Origin of the sequence: Mesorhizobium sp. WSM4311, assembly GCF_002295115.1 — a bacterium.
GTDB lineage: Bacteria > Pseudomonadota > Alphaproteobacteria > Rhizobiales > Rhizobiaceae > Mesorhizobium.
In genome coordinates, this window is record NZ_NSFV01000001.1 from 357,574 (window position 1) to 383,507 (window position 25,934).

General features: G+C 63.8%; 23 protein-coding genes and 1 pseudogene. 17 read left to right on the plus strand and 7 right to left on the minus strand.

What is annotated here, in order from left to right; translation table 11 throughout:
- The first annotated feature begins 59 nt into the window (after window positions 1-59).
- The 6 genes from CK226_RS01785 to CK226_RS01810 all read left to right on the plus strand — a co-directional run bounded on the left by CK226_RS01785 (window position 60) and on the right by CK226_RS01810 (window position 7,431).
- Window positions 60-1,325, plus strand: a complete 1,266-nt coding sequence (locus CK226_RS01785) for an efflux RND transporter periplasmic adaptor subunit (protein WP_095790856.1) — start codon at window positions 60-62, stop codon at window positions 1,323-1,325.
- On the plus strand, window positions 1,322-4,483 hold the full coding sequence (locus CK226_RS01790; RefSeq protein ID WP_095790857.1) for an efflux RND transporter permease subunit: 3,162 nt from the start codon (window positions 1,322-1,324) through the stop codon (window positions 4,481-4,483). The genes CK226_RS01785 and CK226_RS01790 overlap by 4 nt, the downstream gene beginning before the upstream one ends.
- Window positions 4,484-4,561: 78 nt before the next feature.
- Window positions 4,562-5,179, plus strand: coding sequence for a nitrile hydratase subunit alpha (nthA, locus tag CK226_RS01795; RefSeq protein WP_095790858.1), 618 nt, complete (start codon window positions 4,562-4,564; stop codon window positions 5,177-5,179).
- Entirely contained in the window at window positions 5,176-5,835 is a 660-nt protein-coding gene (nthB, locus tag CK226_RS01800) for a nitrile hydratase subunit beta (protein WP_095790859.1), read from the plus strand. Before nthA ends, nthB begins: the two co-directional genes overlap by 4 nt.
- Window positions 5,804-6,166, plus strand: a complete 363-nt coding sequence (locus CK226_RS01805; protein WP_179295870.1) for a nitrile hydratase accessory protein — start codon at window positions 5,804-5,806, stop codon at window positions 6,164-6,166. The genes nthB and CK226_RS01805 overlap by 32 nt, the downstream gene beginning before the upstream one ends.
- 137 nt (window positions 6,167-6,303) lie before the next feature.
- On the plus strand, window positions 6,304-7,431 hold the full coding sequence (locus CK226_RS01810; protein ID WP_095790860.1) for an ATP-dependent RecD-like DNA helicase: 1,128 nt from the start codon (window positions 6,304-6,306) through the stop codon (window positions 7,429-7,431).
- 2 nt (window positions 7,432-7,433) lie between these two features.
- On the opposite strand, the gene CK226_RS01815 is transcribed toward CK226_RS01810, so the two are convergent.
- Window positions 7,434-7,853, minus strand: coding sequence for an STAS/SEC14 domain-containing protein (locus CK226_RS01815; protein WP_095773056.1), 420 nt, complete (start codon window positions 7,851-7,853; stop codon window positions 7,434-7,436).
- Between the two features lie 160 nt (window positions 7,854-8,013).
- On the opposite strand from CK226_RS01815, the gene CK226_RS01820 reads away from it, so the two are divergent.
- From CK226_RS01820 to CK226_RS01830, 3 genes and pseudogenes are all read left to right on the plus strand, one after another.
- Window positions 8,014-8,757 carry a pyridoxine 5'-phosphate synthase gene (locus CK226_RS01820; protein ID WP_095790861.1) on the plus strand — a complete coding sequence of 248 codons (744 nt, stop codon included), beginning with the start codon at window positions 8,014-8,016 and terminating at the stop codon, window positions 8,755-8,757.
- A gap of 100 nt (window positions 8,758-8,857) precedes the next feature.
- On the plus strand, window positions 8,858-10,777 hold the full coding sequence (locus tag CK226_RS01825; RefSeq protein WP_095773054.1) for a potassium transporter Kup: 1,920 nt from the start codon (window positions 8,858-8,860) through the stop codon (window positions 10,775-10,777).
- Between the two features lie 41 nt (window positions 10,778-10,818).
- Window positions 10,819-11,854: pseudogene (locus CK226_RS01830) on the plus strand (aldehyde reductase).
- Between the two features lie 34 nt (window positions 11,855-11,888).
- Here CK226_RS01830 and CK226_RS01835 read toward each other — a convergent pair.
- Entirely contained in the window at window positions 11,889-12,782 is an 894-nt protein-coding gene (locus CK226_RS01835; protein WP_095790862.1) for an SDR family oxidoreductase, read from the minus strand.
- Between the two features lie 136 nt (window positions 12,783-12,918).
- Between CK226_RS01835 and CK226_RS01840 the strand changes: the two genes are divergently transcribed.
- From CK226_RS01840 to CK226_RS01850, 3 genes are all read left to right on the plus strand, one after another.
- On the plus strand, window positions 12,919-13,329 hold the full coding sequence (locus tag CK226_RS01840) for a helix-turn-helix domain-containing protein (RefSeq protein WP_095773051.1): 411 nt from the start codon (window positions 12,919-12,921) through the stop codon (window positions 13,327-13,329).
- Window positions 13,330-13,382: 53 nt separating this feature from the next.
- Window positions 13,383-14,669: an NAD(P)/FAD-dependent oxidoreductase gene (locus tag CK226_RS01845; RefSeq protein ID WP_142887595.1), complete on the plus strand. Its 1,287-nt coding sequence runs from the start codon at window positions 13,383-13,385 to the stop codon at window positions 14,667-14,669.
- A gap of 63 nt (window positions 14,670-14,732) precedes the next feature.
- Entirely contained in the window at window positions 14,733-17,513 is a 2,781-nt protein-coding gene (locus CK226_RS01850; protein WP_179300946.1) for a CHAT domain-containing tetratricopeptide repeat protein, read from the plus strand.
- 38 nt (window positions 17,514-17,551) lie between these two features.
- Here the strand turns inward: CK226_RS01850 and CK226_RS01855 are convergent, their stop codons facing one another.
- On the minus strand, window positions 17,552-18,280 hold the full coding sequence (locus tag CK226_RS01855) for a glutathione S-transferase family protein (RefSeq protein ID WP_095787562.1): 729 nt from the start codon (window positions 18,278-18,280) through the stop codon (window positions 17,552-17,554).
- 97 nt (window positions 18,281-18,377) lie between these two features.
- Here CK226_RS01855 and CK226_RS01860 point away from each other — a divergent pair, with 97 nt between their 5' ends.
- From CK226_RS01860 to ilvC, 3 genes are all read left to right on the plus strand, one after another.
- Entirely contained in the window at window positions 18,378-18,836 is a 459-nt protein-coding gene (locus CK226_RS01860) for a MarR family winged helix-turn-helix transcriptional regulator (RefSeq protein ID WP_095773048.1), read from the plus strand.
- Between the two features lie 168 nt (window positions 18,837-19,004).
- Window positions 19,005-19,658 (plus strand): TetR/AcrR family transcriptional regulator, encoded by a 654-nt coding sequence (locus tag CK226_RS01865; protein WP_095773047.1) that lies wholly within the window; start codon window positions 19,005-19,007, stop codon window positions 19,656-19,658.
- A 26-nt stretch (window positions 19,659-19,684) separates the two neighbouring features.
- A complete protein-coding gene (gene ilvC, locus CK226_RS01870) occupies window positions 19,685-20,704 on the plus strand; it encodes a ketol-acid reductoisomerase (RefSeq protein ID WP_010910140.1) in 1,020 nt (339 codons plus the stop codon).
- Between the two features lie 177 nt (window positions 20,705-20,881).
- Here the strand turns inward: ilvC and CK226_RS01875 are convergent, their stop codons facing one another.
- Window positions 20,882-21,478: a BA14K family protein gene (locus CK226_RS01875; protein ID WP_095790864.1), complete on the minus strand. Its 597-nt coding sequence runs from the start codon at window positions 21,476-21,478 to the stop codon at window positions 20,882-20,884.
- A gap of 188 nt (window positions 21,479-21,666) precedes the next feature.
- Here CK226_RS01875 and CK226_RS01880 point away from each other — a divergent pair, with 188 nt between their 5' ends.
- Window positions 21,667-22,782, plus strand: coding sequence for an endonuclease/exonuclease/phosphatase family protein (locus tag CK226_RS01880; protein WP_095773045.1), 1,116 nt, complete (start codon window positions 21,667-21,669; stop codon window positions 22,780-22,782).
- Between the two features lie 40 nt (window positions 22,783-22,822).
- Window positions 22,823-23,539 carry a hypothetical protein gene (locus tag CK226_RS01885; RefSeq protein ID WP_095773044.1) on the plus strand — a complete coding sequence of 239 codons (717 nt, stop codon included), beginning with the start codon at window positions 22,823-22,825 and terminating at the stop codon, window positions 23,537-23,539.
- On the opposite strand, the gene CK226_RS01890 is transcribed toward CK226_RS01885, so the two are convergent.
- The 3 genes from CK226_RS01890 to CK226_RS01900 all read right to left on the minus strand — a co-directional run bounded on the left by CK226_RS01890 (window position 23,536) and on the right by CK226_RS01900 (window position 25,933).
- Window positions 23,536-23,778, minus strand: a complete 243-nt coding sequence (locus tag CK226_RS01890) for a hypothetical protein (protein WP_095773043.1) — start codon at window positions 23,776-23,778, stop codon at window positions 23,536-23,538. The two genes, CK226_RS01885 and CK226_RS01890, sit on opposite strands and share 4 nt — an antisense overlap.
- Window positions 23,779-23,904: 126 nt before the next feature.
- Window positions 23,905-25,122 carry an ABC transporter permease gene (locus CK226_RS01895; protein WP_095790865.1) on the minus strand — a complete coding sequence of 406 codons (1,218 nt, stop codon included), beginning with the start codon at window positions 25,120-25,122 and terminating at the stop codon, window positions 23,905-23,907.
- A 103-nt stretch (window positions 25,123-25,225) separates the two neighbouring features.
- Entirely contained in the window at window positions 25,226-25,933 is a 708-nt protein-coding gene (locus CK226_RS01900; protein WP_095773041.1) for an ABC transporter ATP-binding protein, read from the minus strand.
- Between the last annotated feature and the right edge of the window lies 1 nt (window position 25,934).

Sequence of the window (25,934 nt, forward strand, 5' to 3'; positions counted from 1 at the left end):
GGATTGCGCTAGAATACGACCACCTGACTACGGCGTGTCGGACGGAGAGGCCTTTGTCGATGCGTGGAAAAGTCACTGTTTCATTGCTTGTCGTCGCCTGTGCGGGCGCGGCCTGGCTCTATCTGTCTCCGGACACGCTGGGCAAGGTTGAGCAACTCATCGGCGCAAAGCAGGTCGTGGCGTCGGACAAGGCGGCAACCGACAAGCAGGCAGCCGGGGGCAAGCAGGGGTCCGGCGGCAGTGGCGCCCGTTCGGCCTCGATCGTTTCGGCGACGGCAACCACGGCCGACTTCCCGATCCGGCGCTACGCCATCGGCTTCGTCTCATCGCCCGCCGTGGTCAGCATCAACGCGCGGGTCTCCAGCCAGATCGTGTCGATCAACGTCAAGGACGGGCAGATGGTGAAGGCGGGCGACACCCTGTTCTCGCTCGACGACCGGGCGCTCAAGGCGCAACTCGCCAAGGACCAGGCCACGCTTGCCAAGGACCAGGCGCTGCTTGCCAGTTCGAATTCCGATTTTCAGCGCGCCAAGGACCTTGTCGCCAAGCAGGCCGGCACGCAGCAAACCTACGATCAGGCCGTAGCCGCACAGAAGGCGGCGGCCGCGACCGTCGACGCCGACAAGGCGACGATCGACGCGGACAATGTCCAGCTTGGCTTTGCCACCATCGCGGCGCCGATCGCGGGCAGGCTGGGTGCGGTCAACGTTGCCGTCGGCGATCTGGTGACCACCAGCAATGGCAACAACAGCACCTCGACGCCGCTGGTGACCATCACCCAGATGGACCCGTTGCAGGTCAACTTCAACTTGCCGGAAAGCAACCTTGCGCTGCTGCACAAGGCGCTTGCCGATCCGCAGCAAGGGGCGGTGACGTTGACCAAGGATGGCGAGCCGACGCCGATCGGCAAGGGCACGCTCGATTTCGTCGATTCCAGCGTCGATACCGCCTCGGGCACGATCGCCACGCGGGCGAGCATACCGAACGCGGATCTTTCGCTGTGGCCGGGCCAGTATGTGAATGTCGTGCTCGACGCCGGCATGATGCCGCAGATGACCTCCGTTCCCACCGTTGCGGTGCAGCCCAGCCAGAAGGGGCCGTTCGTCTATGTGGTCAAGCCGGACAACACGGTCGAGATGCGGCCGGTCCAGGTGGCGCTGACAGAAGGCCAAAACAGTGCCATCAGCCAAGGCCTCAAAGCCGGCGAGAAAGTGGTCACGGAAGGCCAGACCAGGCTGAAGGATGGCGCCGCCGTGCACGAAGGCGCCGCGGCCGCAGCGCCCAAGGTGGCTGAGGCAACCAATGCCGGCGAGGCGGCCCGATGATCTCCGAATTCTGTATTCGCAGGCCCGTCGCCACCCTCCTGATGTCGTTCGCCCTGGTGCTGGGCGGACTGTTTGCCTACAAATTCCTGCCGGTGGCCGCACTGCCCAGCGCCGAATTCCCGGTGGTCAACGTCTCGGCTTCGCTGCCTGGCGCCTCGCCGGAAACCATGGCGACATCGGTGGCGACGCCACTGATCAAGCAGTTCGCGACCATCGCCGGCATTGATTCCATTTCGACCACGAACTCGCTCGGCCAGACCTCGATCGCGATCCAGTTCGTGCTCAACAGGGATATCGACGCAGCGGCGGCGGATGTGCAGGCCGCGATCGCGCGAACGCAAAAATCGCTGCCGCCGCAGATGACGTCGCCACCCAGCTATCGCAAGGTCAATCCGGCCGATGCGCCGATCCTTTTGATGTCGCTGGTCAGCGACACGGTTCCGCTGACCGACCTCGACGCCTTTGCCGAGAACGTCATCTCGCCGTCGCTGTCGACCATCGACGGCGTGGCGCAGGTCTCGATCTTCGGCCAGCAGAAATATGCCGTGCGCATCCAGATCGATCCGACAGCGCTTGCCGCGCGCGGCATCTCGATCGACCAGTTGCAGGCGGCGGTCGCATCGGCCAACAGCAATACGCCGCTCGGCGTGCTGCAGAACAACAAGCAGCAGTTGACCATCACAGCAAACACCCAACTGACCGACGCCGCCGGGTTCTCCAACCTCATCATCGCCACTAAGAACGGCCATCCGGTGCGGCTGGGCGAGGTGACCCGCGTCGTCGATTCGGTGCAGACCACGACGACGGCGAGCTGGTATGACGGCACGCGCGCGATCATCATGGCCGTGCAGCGCCAGCCCGATGCCAACACTGTCGACGTCGTGGACAAGGTCAAGGCGATGCTGCCGTCCTTCCAGGACCAGATGCCGGCCGCTGCCCAGATCAAGCTGCTCAACGACCGCTCGACCTCGATCCGCCAGGCAGTCGACGACGTGCAGTTCACGCTGCTGTTGACCATCGCCCTGGTGGTGATGGTGATCTTCGTGTTCCTGCGCCGGGTGACGGCGACCATCATCCCGGCTGTGGCGGTGCCGATCTCGCTGATTGCCACGCTGGCTGCGATGTTCCTGTTCGGCTTTTCCATCGACAACATATCGCTGATGGGTCTGACGCTGGCGGTGGGCCTCGTCGTCGACGACGCCATCGTCATGCTGGAAAACATCTTCCGCCACATGGAGGAGGATGGGTTGTCGGCCTTCGACGCGTCGTTGAAGGGCGCGCGCGAAATCGGCTTCACCATCATCTCGATCTCGATCTCGCTGGTGGCCGTGTTCATCCCCGTGCTTCTGATGGGCGGTGTCATCGGGCGCATCTTCAACGAGTTCGCCGTGGTCGTGACGGTCGCCATCCTGGCATCGATGTTCGTGTCGCTGACGCTGACGCCGATGCTGTGCTCGCGGCTCTTGTCGGTCACCAAGGCCGATCGCGAAGCACACGCCCCTGGCCACAAGCGGGACCTCGTCACGCGCGGCTACGACCGGGTCCTGAGCTTTTGCCTGCGCCAGACTTTCCTGGTGTTCCTCGTCTTCATCGGCACCGCGGCAGCGTCGGTATGGCTGATCGAGATTTCGCCAAAGGGCTTCTTCCCGCAAGAGGATATCGGCCAGATCTCGGTGACCACCATCGCGCGTCAGGACATTTCCTTTGACGCCATGGCAAAGCTGCAGGGCCAGGTGGCAAGCGTCTTTTCCCATTCGCCCTATGTTTCGCATGTGGCCTGGTCAGCAGGCAGCGGCAACAATGCATTGAACCAGGGCCAGCTCTATGTGCAGTTGAAGGACAAGAGCCAGCGACCCAACATCGAGAAGGTACAGGCGGATCTGCGCAAGCAGCTGGCCGGCGTGGCGGGTATCGAAACCTACATGCAGCCAGTGCAGAACCTAAGATTGGGTTCGCGGTCGTCCGCTAGCGCCTACCAGTTGGTGGTCCAAGGCCTCGATACCGTCCAGACCGATATCTGGGCGCAGAAACTGAATGACGCAATGGCGGCCGACCATGCGACCTTCACCGACGTCACCAGCGACCTGCAGAACAATGCGCTGCAGGCATCGCTGGTCGTCGATCGCGACAAGGCCGCCCAGCTTGGCATCGATACCGACACGCTGCGCTCCGCCCTCTATGGCGGCTTCGGCACCGACCAGGTTTCGACGATCTTCGGTTCGGCCGACAGCTACGAAGTCATCACCGAGCTCGATCCCAAGATCGAATGGTCGCCCGAGCGGATGCTCGCCATCCAGATGCGGACGGCAAGCGGCAGCCTGGTTCCGCTTGGCGCCTTCGCCCGGGTCGATCGCACGGCGGGCGCCCTGACGGTCAACCAGCTCGGCCAGCTTCCAGCCGTGACCATCTCCTACAATCTGCCGCAAGGCGTGGCGCTTGGCGACAGCACGGCTCGCATCAGCGCGCTGAAGGAGCAGATCGGCATGCCGACGGCGATCTCGACGTCCTTCGCCGGCACCGCCAAGACCTTCCAGGATTCGCTTGCCAATCAGGGCCTGCTCATCGGCGGCGCCATCCTGACGATCTATATCGTGCTCGGCATCCTGTATGAGAGCTTCATCCATCCGCTCACCATCCTCACCGGCCTGCCGTCGGCGGTGCTGGGCGCGGTCGTTGCCTTGCGCTTCGCCGGCATGGATCTGTCGGTTATCGCGGTGATCGGCATTCTGATGCTGATCGGCATCGTCAAGAAGAACGGCATCATGATGGTCGACGTCGCGCTTGAATTGCGACGAGAGGGCATGTCGGCCAAGGACTCCATTCACAAGGCCTGCCTGATGCGTTTCAGGCCGATCATGATGACGACGCTGGCGGCGCTGATGGGCACGTTCCCGATCGCGCTCGGTACCGGCGCCAGCGCCGAACTGCGCCAGCCGCTGGGCGTCGCCGTTGTCGGCGGCCTGCTGGCCTCGCAGGCGCTCACCCTGTTCGTGACACCGGTGATCTACGTCTACATGGAGAATTTCTCGGGCTGGCTGATCGGACTCATGCCGAAGCGCAAGGCCGAGTTGCCCGCGGTCGTTGATGCCGAACAGCCCTCGCTGTTCGGCATCAACGACGACATCCCGGCCGAGCCGCAGAAGACGGCGGCCGAATAGCCGGCCATCAGGCGCTGATTTCCGCTGGCCCAAGTCGTCATGCTTGCGACCGGCGGCTCGCGACCGTAATTTGCGGCCATGTCCCATGATCATGACCACGACAACGAGCTCGATCCTTTTGCCGCCCGCGTGCGGGCGCTGGAGACCATCCTGACCCGCAAGGGGCTGATCGATCCGGCGGCGATCGACGTCATCGTCGATACCTACGAGACCAAGATCGGCCCGCGCAACGGCGCCAGGGTGGTGGCAAAGGCCTGGAGCGATCCTGCCTATGCGGATTGGCTCAAGCGCGATGCGACGGCGGCGATCGAATCGTTGAGCTATACCGGCCGCCAGGGCGAGCACATGCAGGCGGTGTTCAACACCGAGGAGACGCACAACCTCGTCGTCTGCACGCTGTGCTCCTGCTATCCATGGTCGGTTCTTGGCTTGCCGCCGGTCTGGTACAAGGCGCCGCCCTATCGGTCGCGCGCGGTGATCGATCCGCGCGGCGTGCTCGAGGAATTCGGGCTGGCGCTGTCGGCCACCACCAAGATACGCGTCTGGGATTCGACGGCGGAACTACGTTATCTCGTCGTGCCGATGCGCCCCAAGGGTACCGAAGGCTGGAGCGAGGAACGGCTGGCCGCACTGGTGAGCCGCGATGCGATGATCGGCACCGCGCTGGCCAAAGCACCGGAGGGGGCGCCGGCATGAACGGGCCGCAGGATCTCGGCGGACAAATGGGGTTCGGGCCGGTCGCGCCCGAAAAGGACGAGCCCTATTTCCACGCCGAATGGGAGAGGCGGGCGCTCGGCGTCACGCTGTGCGCCGGCGCCATGGGCGCCTGGACCATCGACGAGAGCCGGCATGCGCGGGAATCGCTGCATCCGGCCGACTATTATTCCTCCAGCTATTACCAGATCTGGATCAAGGCGCTGGAAACGCTGCTCAAGCGCCATGGTTTCGTCAGCGAGCGCGATCTCGAGGCAGGCGAAGCGATCGATGCGGCGGCGACCCCGAAACGGGTGCTGAAGGCGGAAAATGTGCCTGCCGTGCTGGCCAAGGGCGGTCCCTGCAACCGGCCGATGGCGGAGCCGGCGCGGTTCAAGGCCGGCGACGCCGTGCGGGCGAAGAATTTCAACCCGACCGGCCACACAAGGCTGCCGCGCTATGCGCGTGGCAGGCAAGGCAAGATCGAGGCGGTGCGGGACGGCTTCGTCTTCCCCGACAGCAACGCGCATGGGCAAGGCGAGACCCCGCAATGGGTCTATACGGTGGTTTTCGACGGCACGGAGATCTGGGGCGAGGGGGCGGATCCGACGCTTGTCGTCTCGATCGATGCCTGGGAGAGCTATCTTGAGCCGGCATGAAGGCACCTTGCCGTTCGACGAACCGGTATTTTCAGAACCATGGCAGGCTGAAGCCTTTGCGATGACGGTGGCACTGCACGACAAGGGCTTGTTTTCGTGGAGCGAATGGGCGGAGGCCCTGTCCGCCGAGGTCAAGAAGCCGGGCGCTGCAAGCGACGGCCATGACTATTACGAACATTGGCTCGCGGCGCTGGAAAGCCTGCTTGCCTCAAAGGGGCTGGCCGCCAAATCCGATGTCGATGCGATGGCGCAGGCCTGGGAGCGCGCGGCTCATGCCACGCCGCACGGCAAGCCGATCCTGCTGGAGAACGATCCGCACGCCGCGCAATGATCACGGGCGGAACGACGTTTGTTCCCTTTACGTTCTTGGTTGCGCCTGATAGTCTGCGTGTGGGGAGTTAGCCGCCGTTTGTATCGATGGGTGGCGCCTATCTTGTCTTTCCCTTGCGAATCCGGTCACACGATCAGATGGAATTTTCTCCCCAACAGGATGAGGCGCTGCAAGCGGTCGCCCGCTGGCTGCAGGCCGGCAAGCCGCAGTTGTTCAGGCTGTTCGGCTATGCCGGCACCGGCAAGACGACGCTGGCGCGCTATTTCGCCGAACATGTCGACGGTCAGGTGCAGTTCGCCGCCTTCACCGGCAAGGCCGCCCAGGTGCTGCGCTCCAAGGGGGCGGTCAACGCCCGCACCATCCATTCGCTGATCTACAGGCCCAAGGGCGAGGAATCGGTGGAAGACGAGTTGACCGGCAAGACATCGATGTCGCCGACCTTTTCGCTCAACCGGCAGAGCCCGATCTCGCGTGCGAAACTGGTCGTCATCGACGAATGTTCGATGGTCGATGAGCAACTCGGCCGCGACCTGATGAGTTTCGGCACACCGATCCTGGTGCTGGGCGATCCCGGCCAGTTGCCGCCGATCTCGGGCGGTGGCTTCTTCACCGATCACGAGCCCGACTTCCTGCTCACCGAAATCCACCGGCAGGCGCGCGACAATCCGATCCTGCGGCTGGCGCTCGACGTGCGCGAAGGCCGCGAATTCGTGCGCGGCGACTATGGCACGGCGCAGGTGATCGGCAAGGAAGACGTCACCCAGGAACTGGTGCTGAAGGCGGACCAGGTGCTGGTCGGCACCAATCGCACGCGCCGCCGCTACAATCAGCGCCTGCGCGAACTCAAGGGCTTCAACGCCGACTATCCGCAGGCCGGCGACAAGCTGGTCTGCCTGCGCAACGACCCGGCCAAGGGCCTGCTCAACGGCTCGCTGTGGAAAGTTATGACCTCGTCGCGCGAGACAGTGAAGCCCGGCATCAACCTCCTGGTTTCGCCGGAAGAGGACGATCCGGACCGCGGCGTCGCCAAGATCAAGCTGCTCAAGGCGGCGTTCGAGGATCCCGACGCCGATATCCCCTGGCAGCAGAAGAAGCGTTTTGATGATTTCGACTATGGCTATGCGCTGACCGTGCACAAGGCGCAGGGCTCGCAGTGGAACGAAATCGTGCTGTTCGACGAAAGCTGGGCCTTCAAGGAAACGCGCCAGCGCTGGCTCTATACCGCGATCACCCGCGCGGCCGAACGATTGACCATTGTCCGATAGAGTTACGACGCCGGCTTCTCTCGTACGCCGACCCGCCGGACCCCAAGCCATTCCCAGGCCTCTTCTTCGTCCTCGGCCTTGAAATGCCTGAATTCGATGGGCGACGATGCGGGCAAAGCGTGTCGCGCGTCCGGTGTCCAGTCCGGCGTGCCGATCGCCGCGCAGCGACCTATATGCTCCAGCGCATGGATGGTGCCCTGCTTCAGGGTCTCGTCGGAGATGTCGGTCCAGTCGACGCCGTCGTGATCGACGATGCGCACGGCCACGTCGATTCGCTGATGCAGCGCGTAGGCCGCCTCCAGCAGACCGAACAGGTTTTCCGCATCGGCCGCCGAGACATGACCGACCACGTCGATGGCGAACAGGTCGTCGCGATCGGTGTCGATGCGACGGATCGTCGGCACGGATTGCAGGAAATTCACGAATGGGCCTCCTTGCGCAAAAACGGCGTCCGTCTTCTGGAACACCGGAAACCCCTATCTGTTCCCGTCAAAGGCGCTATAGATGCCCAGTCTCAAGCGCGCCGCGGCTGAATGGATAGGTGTGGCGCGTGCTAACCGCCTGATTTCACGGACACCAGACATGCCCGCAAAGCTTTCCGTCAACCTCAACGCCATCGCCATGCTGCGCAACCGGCGCGACCTGCCATGGCCCAGTGTCACCGGCATCGGCCGGCTTGCGCTTGCCGCCGGGGCGCATGGGCTGACCGTGCATCCGCGTCCCGACGAGCGTCATACGCGGCATTCCGACCTGCCCGAGATCCGGGCGCTGATCGACGATGAGTTTCCGCAGGCGGAATTCAACATCGAGGGCTACCCGAGCGAGGATTTCCTGGCGCTTGTGGAAAAGCATCAGCCCGAACAGGTGACGCTCGTTCCCGATGATCCGGCGCAGGCGACCTCCGACCATGGCTGGAACTTCGTCGCCGATGCGGCGTTGCTGACGCCTATCGTCAGGCGCCTGAGGAAGGGCGGCTTCCGGGTTTCGCTGTTTTCCGACGCCGATCCCGCCGGCATGACAGCCGCGCGCGATACCGGCGCCGACCGGATCGAGCTCTATACCGGCCCTTATGGCAGCTACCATTCCGATTCGGCAAAAGCCGCCAAGGAACTGGAACGATTGGGAAAAACGGCCGACGCTGCACTCGCCGCCGGTCTGCAGGTCAATGCCGGGCACGATCTGACGGTGGGCAATCTGCCGGCCCTGGCCAAGCGCATTCCGGCATTGGCCGAAGTATCGATCGGACATGGGTTGACAGCCGACGCGTTGGAGTATGGCATGGCCGGCACGGTGGGCCGGTTCCTCAGGGCTTGCGGGTGGAAATGACGGCAGCCTCGCGCGGTAAGCATGGCAGCCATAACGCGACGGTACTTGATATTGCATCGCAGCAAGAGTAGAGCACCGCGCGTTTACCGGAGTGTCGTATATGGCCCTTGCCAATGCTGGTAGTGAGGCAGAACCCGTCGACCAATCGAGCCATCCCGAAATCGAGCAGCACAGCACGAAGGTGCTGATGCTGGGTGCGCTTGGCGTTGTCTATGGCGATATCGGCACCAGCCCGATCTATGCGTTACGCGAAGCTCTGCATGCCTCGTCCGGCGGCAACGTTGCCAACCGTGGCGATATTCTCGGCGTGCTGTCGCTGATCATCTGGTCGCTGACGATTACGGTGACAGTGAAATACATCATGTTCGTGCTGCGCGCCGACAACCGCGGCGAGGGTGGGGTGCTGTCATTGATGGCGCTGGCGCGCGGCAGTTTCCCGAAGCGCTCGGCACTGATTCTCGGCATCGGCATCGTGGGCGCCTCGCTGTTTTTCGGCGACGCCGTCATCACGCCAGCGATTTCGGTGTTGTCGGCAGTCGAGGGCATGAATGTCGTCACGCCCGCTTTCCAGCCTTATGTCGTGCCGCTGACGCTGGTCATTCTCGCAATGCTGTTCGCGGTGCAGCGCTTCGGCACCGGCGGCGTGGGGCTGGTCTTCGGTCCGATCACCGCGGTCTGGTTCCTGGCCATTGGCCTTTCCGGCCTTAACCACATCATCGCCGACCCGGAAATCCTGTGGGCGATCAGCCCGCACTATATCGTTGCCTTCCTGATCAATTCGCCCGACGTTTCCTTCGTGACGATCGGCGCGGTCTTCCTCGCCGTCACCGGCGCCGAGGCGCTCTACGCCGATCTCGGCCATTTCGGCCGCAAGCCGATCGTGCTGGCCTGGCTGGCGATCGTGTTCCCTTGCCTGCTGCTCAACTATGCCGGACAGGGCGCTTTCGTGCTGGCGAATGGCGGCGTCGTCGGCCATCCGTTCTTCGAAATGAACGAGGGCTGGACCCTGATCCCGATGGTCGTGCTGGCAACAGCGGCGACGGTGATCGCCAGCCAGGCGGTGATTTCAGGCGCTTTCTCACTGACCAGGCAGGCGGTGCAGCTCAACATGCTGCCGCGCCTGGAAATCCTGCACACGTCGGAAAAACAGTCCGGCCAGATCTACATGCCGCGCGTCAACCTCCTGCTGGCGCTGGCGGTGATGCTGCTGGTGGTCGGCTTCGGCGAGTCCAGCAGGCTGGCCTCGGCCTATGGCATATCGGTCACCGGCAACATGCTGGTGACGACCACGCTGCTCTTCGTCATCATGACGCGCATCTGGAAGTGGAATCTCTGGCCGGCAATTGCGCTGACGGCGCTGTTCGGCCTGATCGACATCGGCTTCTTTGCCTCCAACATTGTCAAGGTGTTCGAGGGCGGCTGGGCCTCGCTGGCGGTAGCTTTCGCGATCATCATGGCCATGTGGACCTGGGTGCGCGGTAGCCGCTATCTGTTCGACAAGACCCGCCGCAACGAGATTCCGCTCGATTTCCTCGCCGGCAATCTCTTGAAGAAGAAGCCGCAGCTGGTGTCCGGTACCGCGGTGTTCCTGACCAGCGATCCGCTCAGCGCGCCGACAGCGCTGATGCACAGCCTGAAGCACTACAAGGTGCTGCATGAGCAGAACGTCATCCTTTCGGTGGTGACGGCGCCGCAGCCGGTGGTGTCCGACAGCGACCGGGTCAAGATGGAGACGGTCAACGAGCTGTTCATGCGGGTGACGCTGACCTTCGGCTATATGGAACAGCCCAACATTCCGCGCGCGCTGGCAATCTGCCGCAAGCAGGGCTGGAAGTTCGACATCATGACGACGTCGTTCTTCCTGTCGCGGCGCTCGCTCAAGGCCTCGCCCAATTCCGGCATGCCGGTGTGGCAGGACCGCCTCTTCATCGGCCTGGCGCGCACGGCGGCGGACGCGACCGAATATTTCCAGATCCCGACCGGGCGCGTGGTAGAGATCGGCACACAGGTGGCGATCTGACGAGCTCGATCGCCTTTACCTGAAAAGGTGCGGAGGCGGGCATGAGCGGTGAAGTGGTGCTTGTCACCGGCGGATCGGGCTTCCTCGGCGCCCACTGTGTCCTTGCCCTGCTGGATGCGGGCTACCGCGTGCGCACGACGGTGCGCTCCGCCAGGCGTGAAACCGATGTTCTGGCCATGCTCAAGGCTGGCGGTGCCGAGCCGGGCGGTCGGCTGTCCTTTGCCGTCGCCGACCTCATGATCGACGCCGGCTGGCCGCAAGCGGTCGCAGGCTGTGATTATGCGCCTGCATGTCGCCTCGCCATTTCCACCCGGCGTGCCGAAGCACGAGGATGACCTGATCATCCCGGCTCGCGAGGGGGCGCTGCGGGTGCTGCGGGCGGCGCGGGACGCTAGTGTCAAACGCGTCGTGCTGACCTCGTCCTTCGCGGCCATCGGCTACGGCAAGATGCCGCCCGACGGCCGGCCCTTCACCGAGGAGAGCTGGACCGATCCGACGGCCAAGGTCAGCGCCTAGGTGAAGTCGAAGACGCTTGCCGAGCGCGCAGCCTGGGATTTCATTGCCGCCGAAGGCGGCGGGCTGGAATTGGCGGTCGTCAATCCGGTCGGCATCTTCGGGCCTGTGCTCGGCTCCGACCATTCGACCTCCACCGAATTCGTCCAGCGCATGATGAACGGTGCAATGCCGGGGCTGCCGCGCCTGTCCTTCGGCGTGGTCGACGCACGCGACGTGGCTGACCTGCACGTGCGCGCCATGGCCGATCCAACCGCCGAAGGCGAGCGCTTCCTGGCGGTATCGGGTGATTTCATGACTGTGCGGGAAATCGCGCAGACCTTGAAGACGAGGCTCGGCGAGGCGGCGGCGCGCGTCAAGACCCCGGAACTTCCCGATTGGCTGGTGCGGATCGTGGGACTGTTCAACCCTGAAGCCGCGCAGCTGGTGACGGAACTGGGCAAGGTCAAGAATACCACCAACGCCAAGGCGGTACATGTGCTCGGCTGGGCGCCGCGCTCGCGTGAAGACGCGCTGGCCGCCACCGGCGAGAGTCTGATCCGGCTCGGCCTGCTCAAGACGTAGCGCGGCGGAAGGGAGACCTCCTGCCGCGCACCTTTCAACCAGCCAGTGCGGCCTTGTTGGCTTCGAGGAACTGTTTCAGCGTTCGCGGCTTCCTGCCGGAAAGCGTTTCGACCGCGTCCGTTGCCATGGCGATGCGGCCGGACCGCGTGTTGGCGTCGAAAGACACGATGACGCGAGCGAACTCCTCGGGGACGCCGGCCGCCTTCACGCCTTCGGTCAGGGCCTCGTCGGGCAGCTGAATGACGTTCAGCGGCTTGCCGGTGACTTCGCTCACCAGGGCGGCGATTTCGGCTGTCGTATAGGCCTGCGGCCCGGTTAGCGTGTAGGTCTTGCTGTCGGCCGAACCGGAGGCGAGGCTAGCGGCGATGGCCGCGGCCATGTCGTCGCGTGCACCATGGGCGATGCGGCCGTCGCCGGCGGACGTATACCACTGCCCCGAGGCAATGGCGTTCGGCAGTGCCATGAACAGGTTCTCCTGGTACCAGCCGTTGCGGAAGATCGTATAGGCGATACCGCTGGCCTTGATCGCCTGCTCGGTGCCGTAGTGGTCGCCGGCAAACAGCACTGGCGAAACCGGCTCCGGATTGGGCATCGAGGTGTAGAGCAGATGCGAAACGCCTGCTTTCTTCGCAGCCGCCACCGCCGCCTCATGCTGCTTCAGACGCCTGCCGGTTTTGAGATCGAGATCGCTGGTCGAAATGATCAGCACCCTGTCGGCGCCCTTGAATGCGTTTTCCAGCGAGGTCGCATCGTTGAAGTCGGCGGCCCGGACAACGACGCCACGCGCCGCCAGATCGGCGACGCTTTCCGGGTTGCGGGTGGTGGCGATGATCTTTCCCGGCGGAACTTTGTGCGTGTCCAGGAGATAGCGGATGACGCTGCGGCCGAGCTGGCCGGAAGCGCCGGTGACGAGAAGGGTTTCGGTCATGGGAGATCCTGATTTTGCGCCAGCATGGCGGGTGCTCTTAATGGTCTCAAAAAGAGACCAGCACTAAAATAGGAATTGACCCGGTGCCGTAAAGAAGGCAGTTTTTCGGGAGGTAGGCACACGCAAGGAACCAGCCATGGACAGCCGGATCGTCAATCTGAGGTCCAAACTCGACGTCTACAAAGCCATGACCGGTGGCGGAAACCTTGCCGATTGTCCGGTCCGCGAGGTCATCCAGGGGCTCAATGGCAAATGGAGCTCGTTGCTGATGGCGGCGCTCGCCGAACAGCCGTATCGCTTCGGCGAATTGCGGCGGCTGGTGCCCGACATCTCGCAGCGCATGCTGACCCAGACGCTCCACGACCTGCAGCGCGACGGCTATGTGCATCGCGAAGTGTTCCCGACCAAGCCGCCCAGCGTCGAATACAGCCTCACCGACCTCGGACGCTCGATGTTCGGCGCCCTGCATCACCTGATCCAATGGGCCGAACTCAACCACGATGCGGTGCGTGAGGCGCGCGCCGGTTTCGATGCAGCGCAGGCTTGAGCAGCGCGACGGCGTTCGGCGGCGCGACTTGATTTCATCAGGCGGCTGAAGGATTGTCCCGGCCAGTTCGGCTTGGGGGCATCGGCATTTCCTACGACATTGCAATTGCAGGCGCCGGTCCGGCAGGGCTGGCCGTGGCGCTGTATCTCAAGCGGGCAGGGCACAGGGTCACCATCTTCGAGCGCTTCGAGGAGCCGAAGCCCGTCGGCTCCGGGTTGATCCTGCAGCCGACCGGCTTGACCGTTCTGGCCGATCTCGGCCTGCTCGACGACATACTGGCGCTCGGCGCCCGCATCGACCGGCTGCACGGCGCCGATGCCTCGACCGGTCGCACCGTGCTGGACGTTCGCTACGACGCCCAGCGCGGCCGCCGTTTCGGCCTAGCCGTGCACCGTGCGGCGCTGTTCGGCGTGCTCTTCCGCGCCACTCGGCGCGAGGCCATCGCCATCGAGACCGGCGTCGAGATCGAGACAGTGGAAGCCGGCGAACGGGCGACGCTGGTCCGAGGCAATGGGCCAAAGGCAGGGCCCTTCGATCTGGTCGTCGACGCCAGCGGTTCGCGCTCGAAACTGCGGCAATGCGTTGGCGCTGCGGGCGCGCCGCGCCCTCTGACTTATGGTGCGTTCTGGGCATCGCTCGGCTGGCGTGGCGAAGGTTTTGACGAGCACGCGCTGTCGCAGCGCTACGACAAGGCCAGCGTGATGATCGGCGTGCTGCCGATCGGCCGGCCGGAGCCGGGCGCCGAGACGATGGCGGCCTTCTTCTGGAGCCTGAAGCCTGATGATGCCGACGCGGTGCGCGCTGTCGGCATCGACGCCTGGAAGGAAAGGGTGGTGCGGCTGTGGCCGCAAAGTGAAGCGTTCACCAGCCAGATCGACAGTTTCGACCAGCTGTCGCTGGCCCGCTACGGCCATCACACGATGAAACAACCGGTCGGCCGGCGGTTGGCCGTCATCGGCGATGCCGCGCACTCGACCAGCCCGCAGCTGGGGCAGGGGGCCAACATGGCGCTGCTCGATGCCGCGGCGCTCAGCCATGCGCTGGCGCGCACGCAGAGCATCGAGGCAGCGCTCGAAGCCTATGCCAAGGCGCGGCGCTGGCACGTGCGTGTCTTCCAGGCGCTGTCGCTGGCATTCACGCCGTTCTACCAATCGGATTCGGTGGCACTGCCCTTCATCCGCGACAGGCTGGTGGCGACCGTCGCGAAAATTCCGCCGGCGCCGCAGTTTCTTGCCTCGATGGTCGCCGGCACGGTGATCGACCCGTTCAGGCGGGCAGGATTGACGGAAGCGCGATGGGACTTCGGTCAAAATTCAGGTCATGATACGACCTCTTCATAGAGTTTTTCGCCCATGCCGGTTCGCATGCACGCCATGTTCAGAACGCGAGAATCGCAACATCTGATGCGCGTTGTTGCATCTATCCTAGTGATGCTGGCGGTAGCGTTTCCCTCACCGCAGGCGCAAGCCCAGACGCCGGGCCAAGCCAGCCAGCAGGGGGCGGCTGACACCGAAGTGGCGCTGAAAGCCCGCATTGACGCGGCCTACAAGCTGATGATGGACGCAGGACGCTTCGATGAAGGTTATGCGCAATTGCGCGCAACGCTGCTCGATGCCGCCAGAAGCGACCTTTACGACTTCACCGTGGAGAGCTACTCGAACGCCGGCGCGACTTTCCTCAACAACCAGATCCTCGACTACGCCGAAGAGATTTTTGCCGAAGGCCTGAAAACCCGGGCGATGCAGCAGGATGTCGAGAAGCGCGGCGACTTTTATCTCAATTACGCAATGCTGAAGCAGGCCGAGAAGGACTATCAGGGCTTCGTTTCCATGTGCGCGACAGCCACCAATCTATACGCCCAATACCACGGCAAGGAATCCCAGGAGCTCCTGTTTGCCAACGATGTGTTGGCCACTGGGGTCGCCGCATTCGGTCAAATCGCGTCGGCGATCAATATCGAACAGCGTAATCTGAAGTTGGCGGCGCAGGTAGCCGGTACCGATGATCGTTTCATCTGGAAGCTGCAGAACAATCTGGCTGACATGCTGCGCCAGATGGGGGCTCCGACACGCGCCTTGCAATACGATCTGGCCGTGCTGGAGAAGCGGATCGGCTACTACGGCTCGGATCACTTCAACGTTTTGGTCAGCGCCAATAACACGGCACAGGACTATCTGGACCTTGGCAAATACGACGAGGCCTTGCGCTACTTCCAGCAGGATCGAGACATTGCCGTCGTTCTCAAGCAGGAAGGCAATCTGGTCGAACAGGCCGATGCCTGGCTGCTCTATACCAGGGCGCTCTCTAGCGCGCAGCCGCTCGATCAGCCGACGCTGGCAAGGCTGCAACAACTGACCACCGACCCGAACTATCCCGAAATACTGGCAATCAAGATCGCCAACCTGCTCGCCGCGCATTTCGTCGCAGTGGGCGACAGGGAAAACGGCATGGGCCAGCTTGAGCGAGCCCAAAGCATCGCCGAAGCGACGTACGGGGTGGTGCACCCGCTGACCTTTGCCGCGCGGCAGGCCATCGCAAATCTCAAGGCGAAGACGAACCCGGAGAAGGCGGCTGCCGATTTCGCGGCTCTCGACGAAGACATGCTGCGTTGGAATTGGTTCCAGGTGAGCACGGCTGGCAATCCAATCGTGGCCGAGGCCAGCCGCGCCCTCGCCGATGACATGCTGTACGACTATGCGCGCCTCGCAAAAGACAATGCATCGGCGGTGCCGGCGTTTGCCGAAGCCGTGCGCCGCTGGCCGACGCTTGAAAACGAGAAACGCGATCTGTTGCGCAGACTGTCCCGCTTGATCGATCCGAACGATACGGAGACGCGGTATTTGATCCAGGCCGGGATCCGGATGTCCCTGGCCTATCAGGAGGCGGCCTCCAGCGGTGACAGTTCCGACGATCCTGGGGCAGTGCAGCCGGAGCAGGTTGAAGCGGCATACCAAAAGGCCACGGCCAGAGTCATGGCCAAATACAGTTTCAGCCAGGGCGTGGTGGACAAGCCGCTGCCGTCGGCCGGCGCCCTGCTGAAGCCAAACGAGGCGCTGATCGACTACTTCATCACCCGCAAGTGGCGGGCGGATCGGGAGAGTGCCGATCCGCTGGAAGACGAGCGCCTCTATGCGATCGTCACCCGCAAGGATCGGCAGCCGTCTCTCTATGATCTCGGCGATCCCCGCCGGCTCATCCCGGCCGCGCGCGAAACACGCATCGCGAAGCTGAGGTCGACGCGCTCCGCGCAGGAACGGGGCGCCGTGACCTTGATCGATCTGAACGCCACATTCACCGGGCTTTATTCCGGTCTGATCGCGCCGTTGGAGCCGTCGCTTGGTGGCGCCGATACGCTTTTCGTGGTGCCGGACGGAAAACTGTTTTCGGTGCCATTCCCCTTGCTGCAGGACGGCAGGGGGGCGTCGCTCGATGATCGTTTCGTGGTGCGCGTGCTGACGCGGCCGGAATCGCTGTTGAATGCCGGCGTCGATCAGAGTTTTCCCAAGACGGGCAGAGCCTTGCTGGCCGGCGGGTTGGACTATGCGCGCGGTTCGGAAAAAGGGGCGGAGCCGCTGCCGGGCACCCGCAAGGAGGTCGACGCGATCGCCTCGATCCTGGGCGCCGATCACTATTCGGTCGAAATGCTCACCGGTACGGCGGCCAGCGAGCGGATGCTGCGCAAGGATATGGAGCAGGCGACGATTGCGCATCTGGCCACCCATGGCGCCTACCGTGATGAGAAAGAGGGCGGCGTGGGCGCCGTCAACGCGCTTTGGCAGAGCCAGGTCGTGCTGTCGCAGTCGGGAGACCGGCAGTCGATGAAACGTGATGACGATGACGGTCGGCTCTATGGCATGGAATTGATGAACTGGGATTTGTCGGGCCTCGATCTGCTTGTCCTGTCCGCCTGTGAGACGGCTCGCGGCCAGGAGACATTCGTCGGCGGTTTGCGCGGCCTGCCGACGGCAATCGACATTGCCGGCGCGAAACGCTCGCTGTTGACGCTGTGGCCCGTGGACGACGCCGGAACCGCTGCTTTCATGGTAGGGTTCTACGGCCATCTTGCCGCGGGACAAACCTATCCGGAAGCGCTGCGCCAGACCCGACGCGATGCCCGCGACGGCAAGATATCAGGCGCCCAGGATCCGCGGGTCTGGGCCGCCTTTGTCATGTTCGAGAACTGAGGCCACTCGAAGCACATGCTTGCTCGCGATCCGTGCGTTCAAGCCGATCGTGCCAAAGCAAAAGGTCCGGCTTGATCGCCTTGGCGGATGAGGCTCGACAGGAAGGATCCCTTTGCTTGCAGGAAAGCATGCAGACGCTGCGGATAGTCCGGCGCGACGGCGTGCTTGATCGACGGACGATCATTCAGCGCCTTCCGCCAGGACTGGACGTGCGGCTTGGCGTCCAGGATGCCGAAATCGCCGATGCGGTCGAACGCGTCGAGATATCTGAAGACAGGGCCGTACACCGCATCGACCAGCGAAAAGCGGTGGCCGGCGAACCATGGCGCGCTCCGCAAGGCATCGTCCGCCAGTTCGGCCTCAAGGCGGTCAAACATCCCCGACAGCGCGCGGGACTCGGCACGGAAACCGGCCTCGGTCGGTGCCGAATAGAGCCGGCCGATGGTGTTCAGCACGGCCGAACCGTATTCGATCCAGGCACGGTGCCGGGCACGGGCGTAGGGGTCGGCCGGGTGGAGGGGCTTGGCCTGCGTCTCCTCGAGGAATTCGAGGATGACGGCGGATTCGAAGATTGTCGTTTCGTCGCCATTTCGCTGGACGCGCAACAGCGGCACCTTGCCTAGCGGCGAGATGGCCATGAACCAGTCCGGCTTGTCGGCGAGGTCGATGTCGACGCGCTCGAACGGCACGCCTTTCTCGGTCAGCGAGATCGCCGCACGCTGGACATACGGGCAGAGAGGGTGGCTGACGAGAATGAGGGCGTTCATGGATTTGGTTCCGATGTTGATGCAGTTGCATGCATATAGATGCAATTGCATCTACCGTCAAGCTTGATGCATTTGCATCTATCGTCTAGGGTGGGCCATGACCGAGAAAGCCACGCCTTCGCCGGAAGCCATCAAGGCCTGGGCTCGCCTGATGCGGGTTTCGCGCCAGCTTGTGGAAAGCGTCGAAGACGCGCTGAAGGAGGGCGGCCTGCCGCCGCTTGCCTGGTACGACGTGCTGCACGAGCTTGCCGAAGCGGGAGAGGGCGGTCTGCGGCCGTTTCAACTGATCGAGCGCACCTTGTTTGCGCAGTACAACATCTCGCGGCTGCTGGCCCGGCTCGAGGCGGACGGGTTGGTCGAGAAGCTGCCGGTGGCCGACGATGGTCGCGGGCAGACGATCCGCATCACGGCCAAGGGGCGTGAGACGCGCCGCCGGATGTGGACTGTCTACGGACGGTCAATCGCCGAACTGGTTGGCGGCAAACTTTCAGCGGACGAACTGAAGATGATGTCGACGCTGCTTGGCCGGCTGCGTGATCCGCCTGTCCTCGACTGATCTTGGCCGCTGTGCCGCGATGCCTCAATGAAAGCGTTGGCGCTCGCGGCCGTCGATCTTTTTCCGCGCCGCCCCTTGCGCGCCGGGCCGGATTGCGCAATATGCCGAACCGTAACGTACGGTACGGCTTGCCAGGATGATTGGCTTGGCTGTCCGCGAGGGAAGAGCGTGTTGCACATCGTACCTGACATCGACACCAGCGAGACGCTGACGGAGCGGCAGAAGGCCGTTCTGGATGCGGCGTTGCGGTTGTTGGTCGAGGAGGGCGATCAGCTGACCATGACCGCGGTGGCGCGGCGGGCCAGCTGTTCCAAGGAAACGCTCTACAAATGGTTCGGCGACCGCGACGGGCTGTTGACGGCGACCGTGCAGTGGCAGGCCTCCAAGGTGCGCGTGGCGCCCGTCGACGGCAAAGGGCTCGACCTTGCCTCGCTGACGGCGAGCCTTGAGCGTTTTGCTTCCGACTGGTTGAAGGTGATTTCCAGCGACACCTCGATCGCGCTCAACCGGGTGGCGGTCGGCCATGCCGGTTCTGGCAAGGACAACCTTGGCGCCGTCGTGCTGGAGAATGGCCGCTTCGCGCTGGCCAGGCGCCTGAAGCCGGTGCTCGAGGCAGGGCGCCAGGCCGGGCTTCTCGATTTCGCGGATGCCGAGACGGCATTCCGCAGCTTTTTCGGGCTGGTCGCCCGTGACGTGCAGATCCGTCTGCTGCTTGGCGACCGGCTGGAATTGACTGAGGCGACGATCGGCGGCGATGCCGTGCGGGCGACGCAGCAGTTTCTCGCTCTTTTCGGAGCAAAAACCGGGCCGCAGGGCCTCTGATCTCAAGAAACGGGAAGGAAGTAAAAATGCGCGTCTATTACGATCGTGATGCCGATCTCAACCTGATCAAGGGCAAGAAGGTCGCCATCATCGGCTATGGCAGCCAGGGCAGGGCGCATGCGCTCAACCTCAAGGATTCTGGCGCCAAGGAAATCGCCATCGGCCTCAAGGCCGGCTCGGCGACCGCCAAGAAGGTCGAGGCCGACGGGCTCAAGGTGATGAGCGTGGCGGACGCCGCCAAATGGGCCGACCTGATGATGATGGCGACGCCCGACGAGCTGCAGGCCGACATCTACAAGAACGAGATCGCGCCGAACATTCGCGACGGCGCGGCGATCGCCTTCGCGCACGGCCTCAACGTGCATTTCGGCCTGATCGAGCCGAAGTCGACCGTCGACGTCGTCATGATCGCGCCGAAGGGCCCGGGCCATACGGTGCGCGGCGAATACCAGAAGGGCGGCGGCGTGCCGTGCCTGGTCGCCGTCAACCAGGATGCCTCGGGCAATGCGCTCGACCTGGCACTGTCCTACGCCTGCGGCGTCGGCGGCGGCCGTTCGGGCATCATCGAGACCAATTTCCGCGAGGAATGCGAGACCGATCTGTTCGGCGAGCAGGTCGTGCTGTGCGGCGGCCTGGTCGAACTGATCCGCGCCGGCTTCGAGACGCTGGTGGAAGCCGGCTACGCGCCCGAAATGGCCTATTTCGAGTGCCTGCACGAGGTCAAGCTGATCGTCGACCTGATCTATGAAGGCGGCATCGCCAACATGAACTACTCGATCTCGAACACCGCCGAATGGGGCGAGTATGTCTCCGGCCCACGCATCATCACCGCCGAGACCAAGGCCGAGATGAAGCGCGTGCTGAAGGACATCCAGACCGGCAAATTCACCTCGGAATGGATGCAGGAATACCGCGCCGGCCTGTCTCGCTTCAAGGGCATCCGCCGCATGAACGACAGCCACCAGATCGAGGAAGTCGGCGCCAAGCTGCGCGCGATGATGCCGTGGATTTCGAAGAACAAGCTGGTCGACAAGGCCAAGAACTGATCGAAATCCCCATTATTGCCTTTGCGCGTCCTCGGGCTGCGCCCTGCGGGCACGCGGGGGATTTCGAAGAACAAGCTGGTCGACAAGGCCAAGAGCTGAGCGAAATCCGTTCTTCCCGATCAAAACAAAAACGGCGCCGCGAGGCGCCGTTTTAACCTGTTCGGTCTGACCTACAGCTCAGCTATAGGGCGACCAGCATTGCTGGCGCGGGCCGCCATAGGGCTGGAACGTGTTGTCCCAGGCGCGGTACGACCGGTAGCGGTTATAGCACCACCGGACATGGGCGTTGGAAAGCCGCCCGGCGCGGTAGTAGCGGCGCGGTGCCGGCGCATAGTAGTCGTAGTTGTTGTAATTGTTGTACATGCTGCCGAGGCCAAGCCCGAGGCCAAGGCCAAGGATCGCGGCTGCGCCATCGTCATTGTAGCCGCCGTGATAGTGCCGGCGACCATGGCGCCAGCGCCAATTGTCGCCGCCGTCCCAGTTGCCTCCACCGTTCCAGTGCCGATCGCCGTTCCAGTTGCCTCCACCGTTCCAGTGCCGACCACCGTTCCAGTTACCTGACCGGCGCCATCTCCAATTGTCGTTGTTGAATTGGCGGTCATTGCCGCCCGCCCACTCGTCGCGAACCGGCGTGACCGTTGGCGCCGGCGTGCTTGTGGGAAGCGCCAGATCCGGTTGCATGATCGGTCCGGCAGCTGATGGCGCCGTGATGCCTGATATGACGCCCAGGGCGACAAGCCCCGATTTTACCGTGGATGAAAAGAGCGAGTTCATAACACTCTCCAAGAGCTAAAGGCCCCACGCCTACCCTGGAATGGGCCTACTGTGGATCTTTGCGTCTGAACGGCGGATGAACGGAAAGGTTCCGTCAACCATGGCGCGAATGCCGTCAGGTCCAAACGATCTTGGCTTGTGGTCCTGCGATCTTGTGTTCCGGCGCTCTTGCAGGCAAAGGTCAGGGCATGTCGCTGCGCCTTGCCACCTTCAATGTCGAGAACCTGATGAACAGGTTCGACTTTTCCGGCTATCGCAACCAGCTCAACGAGGATCGGACGCTGGCGCTGTTCGATATACAGAGCGAAGCCGAATACAAGATGCTGGAGCAGGCCCGCGCCATCGCGCAGTCCGACGACACGCGCCAGCTGACGGCGCTGGCGATCGCCGCCACCCGAGCCGACATCATCTGCATGCAGGAGGTCGACAATATCGAGGCGCTGAAGGCCTTCGAATACGGCTATCTGTTCAAGATGGTGGGGCAGGGCTATCGGCAGAAATACACCACCTCGGGCAATGACTCGCGCGGCATCGATGTCGCCGTGATGATGCGCAACGAGACCGCGCAGGGACAGCCGATCGAATTCGTGCGCATGACCAGCCATGCCTACGTCACCTACGAGCAGTTCGGGCTGCACACGCCTGAACTGGCGGCCCTCGGCAGCCAGGCCAATGAACGCATCTTCCGGCGCGACTGCCTGGAAGTCGACATCACCGTCGGCGGCGTGCCGCTGACGCTCTATCTCGTGCATTTCAAGTCGATGGGCTCGCCGCGCAACGGGCTCGACGGGCGCGAGGCGACGATGCCGGTGCGCATCGCCGAGGCGCAAGCGGTGCGGCGGATCATCGAGGAGCGTTTCGGCAAGGACCATGCCGCCGACAAGCGCTGGGCGATCTGTGGCGACATGAACGATTACCGCCAGCGCGTGAAGATCGCCGGCGATGATGTCGACGGCTACCATTTCGAGGTGATCGACGAGGCGCGGTCCTGCATCGACGTGCTGACCGCCGGCGGCTTCTGCGAGAACGTCATCGAGCGTCGGCCGGAAATGAACCGCTGGACCTTCTATCACACGCGCGGACCCGAGGAGCGGCATCTCTGCCAGCTCGACTATATCCTGCTGTCCAGGGGGCTGGCGGCGAAGAACACCACCGCTGTTCCCGAAATCATCCGCAATGGCCAGCCCTGGCGCACGATCTTTCCGGCTGGCCAGGAAGTCGAGCGCTTTCCGCGCGCCGGCTGGGACCGGCCGAAAGCATCGGACCATTGCCCGGTGGCGATCACGCTGGACATGGTTGGATAAGCATAATCGGGCTCGATAGGCGACATTGGGGCTTAGACGCATGAGTTTCGATCTTCCGCGCAATGTCATCCTGCCCGTCGATGCCGTCGACGTCCGGCTCGATCCCGGCCCGCATCCCTTCGCCAGGGATAATGCCGCGGCGATCGCCGAGAACTGGCAGCGCGAGATAGCAGCCAATCCGGCGCTGTTCGACGGCACGGTGGTGCTGCTGTCGCAGCTTGCCTGGCGTGACAACAGCCTGATCGGCCGCTGCCATGCGGTCAACTACTCCACCTTCATGCTCTGGCGGAAGCAGCGCGAGAATTCCGGAGCCGAGCACGCCTATGCCCATGCCATGCTGGTGGCCGGCGACAATGCGCTGGTGGCGATCCGCATGGGACGTCACACGGTCAATGCCGGCCGCGTCTATTTCGCCGCCGGTTCGTTCGAGCCGGTCGATTTCCGCGATGGGCTGGTCGATGTCGACTTCAACATGATCCGCGAGGTGCGCGAGGAGACCGGCCTCGACCTGTCGGCTGCTGAGCGCGGCGAGCGCTATCACGCCTTGTCGACGAACAGCGGCACGGTGATCTTCCGCCGTTATCACGAGCCGGCGCCGGCTGATGAGATCGCGCGGCGAATCTCAGCCTTCGTCGCCAGCGAAACCGATCCGGAGATCCAAGGGCCGGTGGTCATACGCCATGCCGGCGACCTGCCGGACGGGCTGACATCGTATATGAAGCCGCTGATCGAGTGGCACTTTTCCGGCGTGGATTAAGGGCGCGTCTTCTCCTGCGCCGCCTTGCGGTCGTTGCGGGCCGCGACGAGGAACAAGATAAAGCCGATGCCCAGCAACCCACCCATGGCCATTCCCATGGTCTGGCCGACGACTGCCTGGAAATCCGAGGTGACGCGATCGGGATTGGCCATGCCGAAGCGGGCGAGATACCACCAGATGCCTGCCAGGGCGGCCTCGATGATCACCATCGTCACGATCAGTCGTGTCTTCTTGCTCATGTGTCGTTCCCTCGACCGGAGATGTCTTGCCTTAGCATCGTCGACCAGCAGGCGACAGGGCTGTCGATGCAGGCGAGCGTCCAAGGTTGGGGATGGCCGCAGTCGTGGCGGAGCCGGCCCGGCCTTTTACTCGTGCCTCAACGCGTCGATCGGATCGAGGCGCGCACCGCGCAGGGCCGGGAAGAAGCCGAACACCATGCCGATCAGCGCCGAGAAGCCGACGGCGAGCAGGATGACCGCCGGGCTCGGCGCGAAGGGGATGGTCAGCGTCGCTGAGGCCAGGCCGGCGAGCGCCAGGCCGATCAGGATGCCGATGATGCCGCCGAGCAGCGACAGCACCGTCGCCTCGACCAGGAATTGAATCAGGATGTGCTTTTCGTGCGCGCCGATGGCGAGCCTGATGCCGATCTCGCGCGTGCGCTCGGTGACCGAGACCAGCATGATGTTCATGATGCCGATGCCGCCGACCAGAAGGCTGACGCCGGCGACCGCGCCCAGCATGCCGGTCATGGTGGTGGTGGCGCTGGCCATGGCGTCGGCGATCTGCGTCATGTCGCGGATGGCGAAATCGCTTTCGCGATCCGGCGTGATGCGCCTGATATCGCGCAAAATGTCCTCGACGCGCGGCTGCAACTCGCTGGTCGGCGTGCGGTCGTCGGCGGCGATGTAGATGTTGTCGATGTCGCGGTTGCCGGCGATGCGGCGCTGATAGGCGTGCAGCGGCATCAGGACGACATTGTCCTGGTCCTGGCCGAAGCCGGTGTAGCCCTTGGGTTCGAGCAGGCCGATGATCTTGCAAGAGGTGCGGTTGACGCGGATGATCTCGCCTTCGGGATCGCCGGCGCCGAAGAATTGCTGGCGCACCGTCTCGCCGATCAGGCACACGCCGGTGCCCGAGCGGGTTTCGGAATCGCTGAACGGACGGCCCGACATCAGCTTCCAGTCGCGCGCATCGAGATAGGCGCTGTCGGTGCCGGTGACGCCTGAGGTCAGGCTCTCGGTGCCGAAGATGACGCGAACCTGTTTTTGCGAGGCCGGCGAAATGGCGCGCGCGCCGGTCAGATGCGCGACCAGCGCCGCAAGGTCCTTCTCGGCCAGCGGCCGCACCACCTGGTCGAGCCCGCCCGGGCCGCCGGGGCCTGCCGGACGTCCTGCGCGGACGACCAGAAGATTGCTGCCGAGCTTGGAGATGTCGGCCTTGACCTTCTGCGTCGTGCCCGAGCCGATGGTCAGCATGGCGATGACGGCGGCGACGCCGATGACGATGCCGAGCAGCGTAAGGAAGGAGCGCAGCACGTTGCGGCGGATCGAGTGTAGCGAGAGGCGGACGGTTTCCCAGATCATGATATAGAGCCTGACCCATCCCGAAAGAGCCGGGATGGGGCTCTATCTTCCTGTTTGGCCATGATCCTGGCCGAAAACCGGATTCCACTTTTCGGGGTCATGGCTAAGTCGTTTCCAAGTTCACGTCGTCGGAGGCGACATGGCCGTCGAGGAAGCGGATGGTGCGCTCGGCATAGTCGGCGACATCGGCCTCGTGGGTGACCATGGTGACGGTCAGGCCGAGCTCCTTGTTGAGCTTTGTCAGCAGTTCCATGATCTCATGCGTGCGGGCGGTGTCGAGATTGCCGGTCGGCTCGTCGGCGACGAGCAGCATCGGCCGCGTGACGATGGCGCGCGCGATGGCCACGCGCTGCTGCTGGCCGCCGGAGAGCTCGGCCGGCGTGTGATGCTCGCGGCCGACCAGGCCGACCTGGGCGAGCGCCTGCATGGCAAGGTCGCGACGCTCGCGGCTGGCCACGCCGCGATAGATCAGCGGCAGTTCGACATTTTCCGCCGCCGTGGTGCGCGCCAGGAGATTGTAGCCCTGGAAGACGAAGCCGACATAGAGGTTACGCAGCATGGCGCGGCGGTTGCGGTCGAGCCGGCCGGCGTCGACGCCCAAGAAGGAGTAGGTTCCGGCCGTCGGCGTGTCGAGGCAGCCGATGATGTTCATCGCCGTCGATTTGCCCGACCCGGACGGGCCCATGATGGCGACGAATTCGCCGCGCCGGATGGCAAGGTCGACGCCGGCCAGCGCGTGCACCCGGGCCTCGCCCTGGCCGTAGCTCTTCCAGACCTTGTCGAAGGTGATGAGAGGCGCGCCCGCGGCCACG

Excerpts from the sequence above, each read along its gene's own strand:
- CK226_RS01785 (WP_095790856.1), top strand. The coding sequence starts at position 60 with ATGCGTGGAAAAGTCACTGTTTCATTGCTTGTCGTCGCCTGTGCGGGC.
- CK226_RS01790 (WP_095790857.1), top strand. The coding sequence starts at position 1,322 with ATGATCTCCGAATTCTGTATTCGCAGGCCCGTCGCCACCCTCCTGATG.
- nthA (WP_095790858.1), top strand. The coding sequence starts at position 4,562 with ATGTCCCATGATCATGACCACGACAACGAGCTCGATCCTTTTGCCGCC.
- nthB (WP_095790859.1), top strand. The coding sequence starts at position 5,176 with ATGAACGGGCCGCAGGATCTCGGCGGACAAATGGGGTTCGGGCCGGTC.
- CK226_RS01805 (WP_179295870.1), top strand. The coding sequence starts at position 5,804 with ATGCCTGGGAGAGCTATCTTGAGCCGGCATGAAGGCACCTTGCCGTTC.
- CK226_RS01810 (WP_095790860.1), top strand. The coding sequence starts at position 6,304 with ATGGAATTTTCTCCCCAACAGGATGAGGCGCTGCAAGCGGTCGCCCGC.
- CK226_RS01820 (WP_095790861.1), top strand. The coding sequence starts at position 8,014 with ATGCCCGCAAAGCTTTCCGTCAACCTCAACGCCATCGCCATGCTGCGC.
- CK226_RS01825 (WP_095773054.1), top strand. The coding sequence starts at position 8,858 with ATGGCCCTTGCCAATGCTGGTAGTGAGGCAGAACCCGTCGACCAATCG.
- CK226_RS01835 (WP_095790862.1), bottom strand. The coding sequence starts at position 12,782 with ATGACCGAAACCCTTCTCGTCACCGGCGCTTCCGGCCAGCTCGGCCGC.
- CK226_RS01840 (WP_095773051.1), top strand. The coding sequence starts at position 12,919 with ATGGACAGCCGGATCGTCAATCTGAGGTCCAAACTCGACGTCTACAAA.
- CK226_RS01850 (WP_179300946.1), top strand. The coding sequence starts at position 14,733 with ATGCGCGTTGTTGCATCTATCCTAGTGATGCTGGCGGTAGCGTTTCCC.
- CK226_RS01855 (WP_095787562.1), bottom strand. The coding sequence starts at position 18,280 with ATGAACGCCCTCATTCTCGTCAGCCACCCTCTCTGCCCGTATGTCCAG.
- CK226_RS01860 (WP_095773048.1), top strand. The coding sequence starts at position 18,378 with ATGACCGAGAAAGCCACGCCTTCGCCGGAAGCCATCAAGGCCTGGGCT.
- ilvC (WP_010910140.1), top strand. The coding sequence starts at position 19,685 with ATGCGCGTCTATTACGATCGTGATGCCGATCTCAACCTGATCAAGGGC.
- CK226_RS01875 (WP_095790864.1), bottom strand. The coding sequence starts at position 21,478 with ATGAACTCGCTCTTTTCATCCACGGTAAAATCGGGGCTTGTCGCCCTG.
- CK226_RS01880 (WP_095773045.1), top strand. The coding sequence starts at position 21,667 with ATGTCGCTGCGCCTTGCCACCTTCAATGTCGAGAACCTGATGAACAGG.
- CK226_RS01885 (WP_095773044.1), top strand. The coding sequence starts at position 22,823 with ATGAGTTTCGATCTTCCGCGCAATGTCATCCTGCCCGTCGATGCCGTC.
- CK226_RS01890 (WP_095773043.1), bottom strand. The coding sequence starts at position 23,778 with ATGAGCAAGAAGACACGACTGATCGTGACGATGGTGATCATCGAGGCC.
- CK226_RS01895 (WP_095790865.1), bottom strand. The coding sequence starts at position 25,122 with ATGATCTGGGAAACCGTCCGCCTCTCGCTACACTCGATCCGCCGCAAC.